The sequence below is a fragment of the Campylobacter troglodytis genome (assembly GCF_006864425.1).
In the GTDB taxonomy this organism is placed as follows: Bacteria; Campylobacterota; Campylobacteria; order Campylobacterales; family Campylobacteraceae; genus Campylobacter_D; species Campylobacter_D troglodytis.
Genome location: NZ_QHLI01000068.1, coordinates 1 through 12,537 on the forward strand (window position 1 = coordinate 1; position 12,537 = coordinate 12,537).

Sequence of the window (12,537 nt, forward strand, 5' to 3'; positions counted from 1 at the left end):
TACTTCTCTTAGAAGTATAAAAATTTCCTATTTAAAAAAGCCCTTCTTTATTTAGTTTTAGGATTTTTGCTACTCTTTAATAGGGGGGGGCAAAGACCCATTAATTCTTTTTAATTGTGCCTTTTTGTGTCTAATTTTTATAAAATTCTTTTTTTTCATAACAAAAACAAAAGGAGCAAAAAGATGAGTAAAAGAGTTTTTAACCGTAACGGTTATTTTTACTTAGACAATCAAAAGGACGGTATAAGACAAAGAACAAGTACAAGTTTGAAGGTAAGTACCGAAAGTAAAGCATTTTTAGCTAAAAAAGGAGTTTTTGAACTTTTTTTTAAAGACAAAACAAAAGCGCTTAAGATGTGGTGTGATTATGCGGATGCGGTGTGGGATAAAATGCAAAAACCTAAAAGTGAGTTAGTAAAAGAAAAACTAATTAAAAAAGGTAATGAAAGATTTTTTATAAAAAATGCATTTGAAAGTTTTGAAAAAGAAAAAAGTTTTCTAGCAAAACGAACAAAAGCTAATTACAAAAGCGCTAAATTAGATGTTATAAACTTTTTTGAAACTGTGAGAGTGTTTGATTTAAGAGATCTTAAAAGAGAACACATTATAAATTATATTCTAAATTTGAAAGAAAGAGGACTTATAAAAAGTACTATTTTAGGCAAAATGAAAATTCTAAAATCCTTTTTAAATTTCTGTGTTGAAAACGAGCTTTTAAATAAAAGCCCTTTTTACTTGCCTAAAATAACAAACTTGAAAGATAGCATTATACAAGAGCCTTTTAACCTCGATGAAGTACAAAGTTTAATAAAAAAGGCTCAAGGTATATTAAGAAGCTATTTAATAGTAGCCTTTTTCACAGGTGCAAGGACTGGCGAAATTTTAGGCTTAAAGTGTAGTGATCTTGACTTTGAAAAATGCGAAATTCATCTACAAAGAACAAAACAGGGCGATCGTGTGTGTGAAGGCTTAAAAACTTCTCAATATCGCATTATTGATATGTTACCTATTGTAAAAAACGAGTTACAAAACTTAACAATTAATCTTAAAAAAGATGATTTTGTGTTTAGTGTGAGAAGTGAAAAATTACGTAAAAATTTTAAAGCACTTTGTAAGGAGCTAAACATTAAAGAACGAAGGCTTTATGATACAAGGCATTCATTTGCTAGTATTATGTTAAGCAAGGGTGAAGAGCCCATGTGGGTAGGGGTGCGAATGCTTGGGCATTCTACGCTAACAACAACTTATAAATATTATGCTAAATATCTGCCTCAGAAAATAAGCGCTAGAGCTAATTTTTTAAATGAGCTTGATATTAATCAAAAAACAAAAGCAAAAAATATCAGTTAAGAAGCAAAAAGATGAAAAAAGAATATATTAAAACAATTAAAAAGGCAATTGAAAGTGCGCAATCACACGGTGTTAGTGAAACTTTTAAATTTAAAAGCGGCGTTAATTTCTTTGTTAAAACGCACCATTAAGGAGGGCATACAATGAAACTTCTATTGATTATAAAAAACAAACAAACAAAAAAAATAAGAATAGTCGATCTTAGTGATTATGTTTTAATTGATTGTGTTACTATTTTTAGGTTTTGGAAATTGTTAGATAAATTTGAAACTAAAGTAAAATTAGTATATTCAAATTCTTATCTCTATAAAGCCTATGAAATACAAGAAAAAAAATACTCTATTCTAATGTCAGAATCAGAACAAGGAATTCAAAATGTTTAGATATTGTAATTTTAATGAATTAAGTAAAATTGAATTAGAAATTTTAACACACAAGGCAAAACAAAAATGTTTCTTTTGTAAAGAAACATTTTTTATATTCAACTTGAAAAACGCAAAAGAACAGATCCATGAAGCTTTATGCAATAAGCTTATTTATGAAGAAGAAAGCGAAAAAGGGATTTTTGAAATAATTTTTAATTGTGAATGTCCCTTTTGTGAAAACATAAATAAAACTATTTTAGAACTAAAACTTTCAACAAAAAAAGAAACTTTAATCTTTGATTGCGATGTTGTTAAAATGCCTATTTTAAAAGTTTTAAAGGATGAAAAATGATAATTTTTAACGGTGCAAAAGATGATATTTTTAGAACGCTTGATTTTATTGATAATCACAAAAAATTAAGCATAGGAGCTAAAATGTTGGTTTCTTATCTCTTACGAAAATATGAAGGTTTAACTATATGTTGGAAAGTGATCGCAAAAACTCTAAATGTAAGTTATATGAGCGTTATGCGTTGGAAAAAGGAATGTGAAAATGAAATTTTTAAAATTTCAAGTGATGAAAAAGGGCAAATTATAATAACCTTTTTAGATAACAATTTGTTATATGAGAGTAACAATTTGTTATATGAGAGTAACAATTTGTTATATGAGAGTAACAATTTGTTACACAATAAAGAAGAAAGAAATTTAACAAAAAAAGAAGAAAAAAAATCGCACGAATTCGAAAAAACGCAAAAAGAAAATTCTAGCAAAAAAACAAAAGTTGATTCTAAAATTGAAAAATCTTTTTTAGAAGCAAAAGAATATTTCGAAAAAATGGATTTAAATTTTTTTGATGAAAAAGAACAAAAGGCTATTTTAGAATTCTTTGTGTTTCGTGTTGAAAATAAACGAAAAAGCCCTTTTTCTCAAAGTGCCGCCCTTTATGTTATAAAACAGATGTCAAAGGCAAAAGAAACACAAAGGGATATTATAGCTATAATTGAGCGGTGCATCGCTAACGGTTGGGTCGGTTTTCAATGGGGGGAAAATGAGCTTTACAAGACAAAACAAACTAAATTTTTAAATAAGGGGCCTTTAATTAGGATACAAGAACATAATTATATTATTTCACAGCTTGAAAAACAAGATAAAACAATGAAATTTTTAGGTTTTGATAAAAAACAATGTGAAAATTTAAAAGTTGATAATAAAAAAATTACTAAGATCGGCGGTTTTTTTTCTTTTTTAGAAAATCAGCAAACACAAAAAAAATATCAAGTTTGTTTAGAAAGTGAAAATTTATTTAAAAGTGAAAACATACAAGAGAAAAACGAAAATTCACAAAATAACACTTTACAAAAAAAACAAGAAATAGGTACTTTTTGGGATTAAGATTTTTTTATTTAGAAAAGAGATAAAAATGCACTATCAAACAAAAGGCAAAGCAAAAGAAAAAAGCATAAGTTTTTATCTTTCTAAAAATTTACTTGAAAAGATTGATTTTATAGCTAATTTAGAAAGACAAAGCAGAAGTATTATTATAGAAACTTGCATTAATTTTTATGTTAAAGGAGCTAATAATGAAAATTTCGCAAACACAAAACGAAAATATTACAAAAAGCCAAGAAAAAAGCCAAGAAAAAAAAAGAAAAGCATTCACATTTCAAAAGAGAACGAACAAAATCTTTTTAAAGATGAAACAAGGCAATAAAAACAAATTTCTTATAAGTGCTATATATGAAACTTTTAAATATTTTTCACAAGAAAATTTATTTTATCAAGTTGAATTAAAGGATTTTTTAGATGACACAAAGAGATTTTAAAAATTTGCTTTTTTCACATCCTAAGGCTAATTTTGATCTATTAAAAAGCGAATGGCAAATTCAAAAAGTTTGCGAACTAATTGATATTTTTAAAGAAGAAGAATTAGAACAATTAGCCTTTAATATTTCACTTGATGAAAATAAAATTTTAGAAAAACAAACTTTGTCAGTTAAGACATTTTGTTTATTTATAAAAGATTTTATTGAAACAAATGCTTATTATTGGGCTTTACGAAGTGATTTTAAAGAAAAAAATGATTTAACAAATTACGAAAAAACAAGGCTAATTAAGGTTTTTTATATCAAAAAATCTTTAAAGAAAATCCCTCAGTGGGCGCAAAATATTATGTATTAATAAAAAAAACTATAAGTAAGGGAAAAAAGATGAAAAAACAAGAACAAAATAATACATTAAGTGTAAAAGAATTATATAAAATTCAAAAAGGCAAAGAAAGAAAAGAACAAAAACAAGATACACCCTATGTATTAACCCCTATTAATTTATATAATGATAATTTTCAAAATTTTAAACGTTATAATATACCTAAAGGACAACTTGTTATTGCTGATATACCCTATAATATAGGATTAAATGCATATGCTAGTAGTCCACAATGGTGGAATGATAAAGAGGCAAAAGAACCTAACAAAGAAAAAGCAGGAAAAAGCTTTTTTAAAACTGACAATAAATTCAATATAGCTGAATTTTGGCATTTTTGCTCTAAATTAGTGAAAGAAGGCAAAGAACCCGGATGTATGCTTTTATTTTGTGCATTCGAACAGTTTGAATTAAATATACAATATGCTAAAAAGTACGGTTTTAAGCATTATATACCTTTAGTTTTTGATAAAAAAAGAAGTTCACAAGTTTTAAAGGCAAATATGCGAATTGTTGGATCTTGTGAATATGGTTTCATTTTTTATAAAGATAAATTACCTAAATTTAGAAATAAAGGAAAGATGATATTTAATGTTATTGATTGGGATATAGGCAAAAAAGAAAAAATACCTAAAATTCATCCTACTCAGAAGCCTTATGGTTTATTACAATATTTAATTTCCATCTTTACTGATGAGGGGGATATAGTAATTGATCCTTGTTGCGGATCGGGTGTTTCTCTTTTAGCGGCTGCCAATATAAATAGAATTTCTTATGGTTTTGAAGTAGAAAAAGAATACTATGAGAATGCAAAAAAACAAATTTTAAGCTTAAATGAGCCTAGATTATTTTAAAAAAGGCATAAAATGAATGATAAACTTAAACTCGAGGCTTTACTTTTAAAAAGTCTTTTTGATTACCCAGAAAAGATTAACGCTTTTTTGGATAAAACACCTTTAAAGTGTTTTAGCGAGTTAGGAAGCGAGCTTTTAAACGCAATTTTAAGTTTAAAGCAAAAAAATCTTTTAAACATTGAGAGCTTAAATGTCGAGTTAAAAGATGAGCTAAAAAATAGCTCTTTTTATATGAATTTTTTAGCTGCTTTACCTAGCATTATGATAGATGAGCTTAGCGAAATGCTTACAAGGGCTTACAAACTAGAAATACAAAAAAAGCTAATGCAAGAGCTTGAAAAAGCAAATGCAAATAACGAACTTTTAGATTTAGAGCTTTTGCAAAAAGAAAACTCTATTAATTCAAAAAGCTTTATGAATTTGAGACAGTGGATGGCATATTATGAAACAAGGCCTGTTTTACCCCAAATTAAAACAGGAATTCCCTTTTTAGAAAGTGCTTTTAATGGAGGCTTAGAGTTGGGGCAGCTTGTGTTAATAGGAGGCGATCCCGAAGCAGGTAAAACGCGCTTAGGCTTACAAATGCTTGAATTTATGTCTAAAAGTCGTAAAGTTGCCTTTTTTTGTTTTGAATTTACTATTGAAAGTTATCTTAAAATCGTACAAGAAAAAGGCTTACATTCAAATGCAGAAAACTTAATCATTTTAAATGATGGTTATAATATCTTTGAATTAGCGGATAATATAAGAACGCTTTATAGGCAAGGCGTAAAGGTGTTTTTTATTGACAGTCAAATGCGCATAACGAACGAAAAAGGGCGTAATATGGAAGAGGAAGAAACACTAAAATTTAGCACACTTGCCAGACTTTGCCACTCTTTAAATATTATCATTTTCTTTGTCATTCAAAATTCAAAAAATGACAAAGAAAATCCTATGAATTCAAAAAAAGGAGCGCATGAGGCAAGTATTATTATAAGAGTTGAAAGATGCGCACCAGATAAAAAGGATTTAACACAACAAGATAATTTATATGATGAAAATACGCGCTTTATAGTGATTCAAAAAAACAAACAAACAGGAAAACACTTTAAAGAAAAGGTATTTTATAATACTCAATCGTTGAAGTTTTACTCGCTTGATAATACTTTGTTTCCTACTTTAAAACAAGTAAGCTATAATGATGTATTGAGAGAAATATCAAATAAAAAGGATTGAAAATGTTAATTTTTGAAAGTTTGATCGGCGGTTTTATAAGTGGTTTGGTGATCGGTTTGATTATCTTTGTTTTTGCCTTGAGATAGAAAAAGGCTTAATGATTTAGTAAATTCTTGTTGAATGTAAGTGTGTTTTTCTTGATCTCTTTTAAGTTCTTCGCGTAAAGATTTAATTATATCTTTAAAATAACGCAAAGAGTTTTTAAAGAATATATAAGCTAAAAAAGCACCACATAAAAGCCCTAGTAAAAATCCAGCATAAAAAGCGGTGTTTTGTGTTAAAAAAGCGCTTATATCAATTGTTATCATTTAATATCCTTACTTTGTTTTTGATATTTTAACAAAAAATTTAAAAAAAGGCAAAAAATGAGTATTAAAAATTTAGATGAGCTAAAGGCTAAAATTAATATTATTGAGATTATCAAAAGTTATATTCCTTTAAAAAAGGTACAAGGTAGCTTTAAGGCTTTATGTCCTTTTCATAATGAAAAAACGCCTTCTTTTGTTGCCAATGAGCAAAAAGGCTTTTTTTATTGTTTTGGTTGCAAAGAAGGAGGGGATGCCTTTTCTTTTGTGCAAAAGTTTAAGCATTATGATTTTAGTGAGGCAGTGCGTGAAATAGCGGATTTATATAATTTTGATCTTGAATTTAGCCACGAAAAAAGCGAAACTAAAAAAGATTATTTTGAATTTTATGAAAGATTAAATAAGCATTTTAAAGAAAATTTGCTTAAAAACGAAAAACTTTTAAGCTATCTTTCAAAAAGAGGGCTTGACAAGGACGATTTAAACCGTTTTGATATAGGTTTAGTTGATGAAAACTACGCTTTAAAGGAATTCATTGGCAAAGACTTAGAGATGGCTTTAAAAGTGGGTTTTTTGATAAAAGGACAAAACGGTATTTACTCACAATTTGCAAAAAGATTAAGTTTTGCGTTACGAAATCCTATTTTCAAAATAGTAGGTTTTTCTTGTAGAATTCATCCTTATGAAAATTTTTCACAAAATCCAGCAAAATACATTAACTCAAAAGAAAGTTTTTTATTTCACAAGTCAAATTTTCTTTACAATTTAAACTATGCTAAACAAGCTTATTTTAAACGTAAACAATTAGAAAATAAGGAGGAGCTAAACAAAAATTCACAAAAACAAGAAAAAAAAAGTTTAGTTATAGTTGAAGGTTTTATGGATAGTTTAGCTTTAAACAAGTTAGGTTTTAAGGCTAATGTTGCAAGTTGCGGTACTGCTTTTAATCAAACTCATTTAGCCACGCTTTTAAAAGCAGACATTGAAAATTTCGCTTTATGTTTTGATAAGGACGAAGCAGGCTTAAAGGCAAGTTTAAAAACTTGTGAATTGCTTTTTAAACATAGTTTTTATGAAAGTGAGATTTTAATTTTAAAGGATAATTTCAAAGATATAAGCGAATTTTTAGAAAATCACATAAAAAATCAAAACACACAAGAACCAGATAAAAATTCACAAGAAGAATTGAAATTAGAAAATATTTTCTACAAAATAAATTCTTTTGAATTTTATATAAGAGAAGTTTTAAAACAAAAATCAAGCGCTAGAGAAAAAGATAAATTCATAAAAGCCTTAATCAAAAGCATTAATTCACAAAAAAATTATTATTTAAAGGATTTTTGCTTTAAAATTTTAGAAAAAATAAGCGGTTTTGATTTTAAAGAACAAACTAGAATCACTTATGAAACTTTGCCTTTTTTTAATGCAGAAAAAACGCTTTTTAAAAGCATTTTAGTAGATGAAATAAACAAAGAAATAGCGTTCGAATTGTTACATAGTGACTTTTTTGAAAGTTATAAAGAAAGTTTTGAAAATTTCAAAGAAAAAGGCTTAATTGACAAAGAAGCAAACATTTTAATGCTTGATGATAGGGTGCAAATAGTTAAAAATGATGATTTTAATGAACTTTGTTATAATTTCAAAATAAACTTTTTAAAAGTAGAATTAGAAAAAGCAAAGTTAGCAAAAAATATTAATTTAATTCTTTCTTTGCAAAAACAAATTAAAGAAAGTTTAGAAAGTAAAGAAGTAAAAGATATTTTTTAACCCTTTTTTATAAAAATATTTTTATGCTAAAATATATTAAATAAAGGATAAATTATGAGTATGAAGCCAGCTATTAATGCAGGATCAAGCTTAGCCACAGGAGCAGGAGCAGCAGCAGCACAAGGTGCACAAATAATTTTACAAGCAGATGAGACAAGGGCTAAAAGATTAAATTCAATTTTTGATGGTATCTACCGTTACCAAGATCGAAGAGACGCGAATTTGAAATTTCAAAAAGAAATGGCTATAAAAGATAAAGATTTAGCCTTAAAACAAGGACAGTTAGAATATCAACAAACAGCGCTAAAACACGAAAAAGACAAACATGATAAATTGTGGACAGTAAGTGAACAAGAAGCAAAAAAAGGCATAGAACCTTTAGCAGTACAAGAAATTAAATCTAGAATTAATGCAGCTAAAAATTTAGGATTTTTACATGCAACTCAAGGACAAGGACAAAATATATTAAATTTATTTAATAAAAATGAATTTGATACAGCTTTAAAAATGAAAAATACTAATGATCAAGATAATTATTTTTTAAGACCTTAAAAATTAATGAAAGAATAAAATGAGCAAAACACACGATTTTTTAGATAAAGCACAAGACAGCTTAAAACAAGATAATAAGCCTTTAGGATTTAGTTTTGATTTTGATTTTAATGCGGCCGAACAAAAAGGAATTACAAAGGATGAAGTAATTTCTTTCTTAAAACAAAATGCTACTTTACCAAGTGAAATTCAAGCCTTAAATGATGAAGAGGCATACAATGCCTTAAAAACGCAAAAATTTCAAGCCACTCAAGATTATGAAACAAAATTTGATGAGTATTTTTCAAAAAACAGCCCTAACGCTAAATTACAAACTTTAAAAGAAAAAAACGAAAAAGTAGAAAACGAAAACGAAAAAAAATCAATACTTGATGAAATAGAAAGAATTCAAAAGCTAGATCAAACATTTTTACAAAAATCTTATAAAGATTATAACGAAGAAGATATTAATCTTTATAAAAGCTTTTTAGCTTATCAAACACAAACAAAAAATAATGATTTAACTTCACAACAAAAACAAGAGAAATTTAGCGAACTTTTTGATGAAAGTGAGTACGAAAAATTTTATAAAGACTTACAAGAAAATTCACTTAAAAGGGCTTTTTTTTCAATAAAAGAAAGTGTTGAAAGTGTAACAGGTTTAGGTTATAATACAAATTTTCAACAAAAGATGAATTTTGAATTAAACTCTAACATAAACAAGAAAATTCAAAGTGGTATAAAATATGAAGATCTAAGCAATACTGAAAAAACATTTTTAAAAAATGAAACTTTTAAAAAAGCGGCCGATGATCTAACTTCTTTACATAATATATTTGATCTAAGTGATAAAGCAAGGGCTTTTAAGTATTTTCATAAAAGCAGCGAAGAAAAGGCAAAGATAGCCTTTAATGAAAGAAAACAACTTAATGAAACTATGATGAGCAATAAAAGCTATGATGAGTTAAGCAAAGATGAGAAAAGGTTAGTAGATGATTTTAGGGGTAGGGTTGAAAGTGCATGGGATAACACATTAGGAAATAAAGAAGAGGCATTCGAAGAATTAAAACAAAAATACGAAGCTTCGCAAATTATAGCACCTCAGATTCAAAAGCAGATCGCTTTTTTGTCAAATATACATAAACATAAAAGTTTATCTAATCAATTGATTTTTAAAGATGAAGAGGCAAAAAAAGATTATGAGGGAGTAATAGCTGATCTTGTTGAAAAAATAGGTTTTGAAGGTGCTTTTATAGATGAAAACACAAACAAACTTTATTTTAGAAAAGATAATAAAGATTATCTTGTCAATGAAGGCTTTTTTGATAATTTTTTAAACACTTTACAAGCAAATGCAGGATCAATTACTGGAGGCTTTTACGGTGCTACAAAAGGTTTTAAAGAAGGAAAAGGTATAAAAGGAAAATTAATTAAAAGTTCTTTAGGCGCGGCGGCTGGGTCATTTTTAGGAGGTGTGTCGGATGTATTAATTGCTAATCACCTTTTAGACAGAGAAAACAGCCTTAAAGAAATAATTTCACATTCAACAGAGGAGGGTTTATTAAGCCTTGCTGGAGATGCTTTGATTTTAGGTGCAAAGCCCCTAATTAATACACTTAAAACACCTTTAAAAAAAATCGGTGATTTAACAGATTATAGTCCTATTTTAGGCACTTTTAAAAACTTACCCGATCAAAACTTCAAAGCGGCCGAAGAAATCATTAATAAAGGCTACACTGAAACACAAAAACAAGAAATTTTTAATACTTACGCTGAATTTGGGGGTAAAATAGGCATAAATGAAACTAAAATTTTACAAGAACAAGCGGATTCACTTGCTAAAAAATACGGATCGGAGCATTTTTTAGCTAAAGGTGCAAAGGCTACAAGTGATTTTTTAAATTTAAGCACTTTGAAAGAAAAACAAAACAATTTAATTTCTTTAATAAGAGCTGATGAAAGCGGCACAAGTTTAGCCTTTATACTTGAAAGCGCGAAAAACAGCCCAGAAGTGGCAAAAAATCTTAAAAATGTTCTCAATGTAACTACAAGCAAACTAAAATCAAGCCTTGATAATCTTAATTTAAACAAAAGCGACATTAAAGAAGTTTTTAATAAACTTGAAAAAGGTACGAAACAAAGTTATGATGAAGCAATAAATGGAGTTTTGACAAAGATTTATGATAATACTTACAAAACAAAAATTAACCCTAATAATTTTCAAGCTTTAGTTTCAAAACTCAAAGAAGAAAACGCGCTTTTAAGTGAATCAGACAAATTAATCAATAAAAACATTTTAAATGCACTTTTTAAATCTGAGGGTGTAACTTTCTCTCAACTTAATAACTTAAATAAAAACTTAAATGTTTATATTAAGCAAATTAGCGATCCGAATTTACAAGATTATTTAAAAAGCACTTTGCAAAATGAGATTAAAACAGCTATTAAAACAGGCATTAATGATATTTTTTCACAAAACAAAAGCGCTTATGTTAAGGCAAAAGCTCTTTATGAAAACGCAATGAATGATTATAAAGATATGAAAGAGCTTTTAAAAGAAGTTGACAAATTAAAAGTAAGAGACAAGGCAATTACTGAGGAAAAAATCGTTGACAATTTACTTAAATTCGCAAAAGGTCAGGGCGATGGGGATCTTTCAAATATAGTAAGGCTTAAAAAGAATTTAAATGAAGAAGATAAGGCTATTTTAGAAATGAATTTATTGAATAGAGTTTTTGAAAAATCCTTAATTGAAAATAAAACTTTAAATTTAAGTGTCTTTGATAGTAAAGCCTTTTTAAATGAACTTTCAAAAGTAAGCGGATCTTTTGAGAGCAAAGAAGCAAAAGAGTTTTTAGAATTAACACAAGGCTTTAACAAGCTTTTTAACCAAGATGCCGAGATAGCAAAAGCCTTTAAGCAGTCTTTAACACAAAAAGAGGGAGCAAGCATAGCTACAAGCTTACAAGGTAAAGCTCAGATGGCCATCGTAAAGGCTTTATGGGAAAATGTCATTCGCTTGATGGGTAAAGTGCCTTTTGCCACTGCGTGGAATGAAAAAGTGCAAGGCGCGGCTTTAAGATATCACATAAGCCACGCTTTAAAACGAGCCATAAGTGTAGATGATTTTAGAAACACCCTACAAAACAGCCTTAAACAAGGTAAATTCAACAACAAAACAAAAGAAATTATAAAAGAATTTAACACTGAATTTGACAACATAATACAAAAAAACGAGCTTTTTAACAAGCTTGATGATAACGCACAGCTTTTAAACAAAGCTGAAGCCTTAGAGCTTTTAAAAAACCAAAACGCCGCGCCTTTACCAAAAGAAATCAATACAAACGAGTTTTTACAAAGTCTTGAAAATGTGAAAAATAAAGAAAATTTTATTAATCATTTAGCCACAAGAGAAGATGCAAATCAAAGATTAGCTTATTTAAACCTTGTAGAACCTACTTTAAAAGAACCTGATATACAAATAAAAACGATAGAAAACGGTATTTTAAAAGAAAAAAATATCAAAAAATTTAATGATGGCAAAGATTTTTTTTACCTTTTAGCCACAAAAGAGAACGGAAACATACTTTTAACAGGCTTTAAAACAAATAAAGAAAATACTATTTTGAAAGAGTTAGAAAGCGCCGACATTATCCAAACTTTCATTCGGCAGGGTAGCAAACAAGAAAATTCAAGGCTTGGGCTACCTAATGAGTGAATTTTACCACAAACAAACTTAAACTAAAATAAAAGCCTTTTAGATTTAGCGCGAGAAGAAACCCAAAGGATAAAACAAGCACAAATTGACAAAGAACTTGCCCAAAAAGAAGCAGAATTAGTGCGTTTAAATGAACTTTCAAAAGTAAGCGGATCTTTTGAAAGTAAAGAAGCGAAAGAGTTTTTAGAATTAACACAAGGCTTTAACAAGCTTTTTAACCAAGA

At 27.9% G+C, this 12,537-nt stretch carries 12 protein-coding genes; 11 read left to right on the forward strand and 1 reads right to left on the reverse strand.

Going from position 1 to position 12,537, the window contains the following annotated elements:
* Nucleotides 1-183 precede the first annotated feature (183 nt).
* From DMC01_RS10920 to DMC01_RS10955, 8 genes are all read left to right on the forward strand, one after another.
* Nucleotides 184-1,350 carry a tyrosine-type recombinase/integrase gene (locus DMC01_RS10920; RefSeq protein WP_142694245.1) on the forward strand — a complete coding sequence of 389 codons (1,167 nt, stop codon included), beginning with the start codon at nt 184-186 and terminating at the stop codon, nt 1,348-1,350.
* A 143-nt stretch (nt 1,351-1,493) separates the two neighbouring features.
* Entirely contained in the window at nt 1,494-1,733 is a 240-nt protein-coding gene (locus DMC01_RS10925) for a hypothetical protein (protein ID WP_142694246.1), read from the forward strand.
* Entirely contained in the window at nt 1,726-2,067 is a 342-nt protein-coding gene (locus DMC01_RS10930) for a hypothetical protein (protein ID WP_142694247.1), read from the forward strand. The genes DMC01_RS10925 and DMC01_RS10930 overlap by 8 nt, the downstream gene beginning before the upstream one ends.
* Nucleotides 2,064-3,110, forward strand: a complete 1,047-nt coding sequence (locus DMC01_RS10935; RefSeq protein ID WP_142694248.1) for a hypothetical protein — start codon at nt 2,064-2,066, stop codon at nt 3,108-3,110. The genes DMC01_RS10930 and DMC01_RS10935 overlap by 4 nt, the downstream gene beginning before the upstream one ends.
* A 28-nt stretch (nt 3,111-3,138) precedes the next feature.
* Nucleotides 3,139-3,429 (forward strand): ribbon-helix-helix domain-containing protein, encoded by a 291-nt coding sequence (locus DMC01_RS10940; RefSeq protein WP_142694249.1) that lies wholly within the window; start codon nt 3,139-3,141, stop codon nt 3,427-3,429.
* 92 nt (nt 3,430-3,521) lie between these two features.
* Entirely contained in the window at nt 3,522-3,896 is a 375-nt protein-coding gene (locus tag DMC01_RS10945; protein WP_142694250.1) for a hypothetical protein, read from the forward strand.
* 29 nt (nt 3,897-3,925) lie between these two features.
* Entirely contained in the window at nt 3,926-4,774 is an 849-nt protein-coding gene (locus tag DMC01_RS10950) for a DNA-methyltransferase (protein ID WP_142694251.1), read from the forward strand.
* Nucleotides 4,775-4,786: 12 nt separating this feature from the next.
* Nucleotides 4,787-5,992 (forward strand): RAD55 family ATPase, encoded by a 1,206-nt coding sequence (locus tag DMC01_RS10955; RefSeq protein WP_142694252.1) that lies wholly within the window; start codon nt 4,787-4,789, stop codon nt 5,990-5,992.
* 5 nt (nt 5,993-5,997) lie between these two features.
* Here DMC01_RS10955 and DMC01_RS10960 read toward each other — a convergent pair whose 3' ends face one another.
* Complete coding sequence (locus DMC01_RS10960; RefSeq protein WP_142694253.1) at nt 5,998-6,300, reverse strand: hypothetical protein; 303 nt, start codon at nt 6,298-6,300, stop codon at nt 5,998-6,000.
* Nucleotides 6,301-6,357: 57 nt separating this feature from the next.
* Between DMC01_RS10960 and dnaG the strand changes: the two genes are divergently transcribed.
* Genes dnaG through DMC01_RS10975 form a run of 3 tightly spaced genes read left to right on the forward strand, consistent with a single transcriptional unit; the run spans nt 6,358 to nt 12,313 of the window.
* Nucleotides 6,358-8,064: a DNA primase gene (gene dnaG, locus DMC01_RS10965; RefSeq protein WP_142694254.1), complete on the forward strand. Its 1,707-nt coding sequence runs from the start codon at nt 6,358-6,360 to the stop codon at nt 8,062-8,064.
* A gap of 54 nt (nt 8,065-8,118) precedes the next feature.
* Nucleotides 8,119-8,616 (forward strand): hypothetical protein, encoded by a 498-nt coding sequence (locus DMC01_RS10970; protein WP_142694255.1) that lies wholly within the window; start codon nt 8,119-8,121, stop codon nt 8,614-8,616.
* Nucleotides 8,617-8,635: 19 nt separating this feature from the next.
* Nucleotides 8,636-12,313 (forward strand): hypothetical protein, encoded by a 3,678-nt coding sequence (locus DMC01_RS10975; RefSeq protein WP_142694256.1) that lies wholly within the window; start codon nt 8,636-8,638, stop codon nt 12,311-12,313.
* The last annotated feature ends 224 nt before the right edge of the window (nt 12,314-12,537 follow it).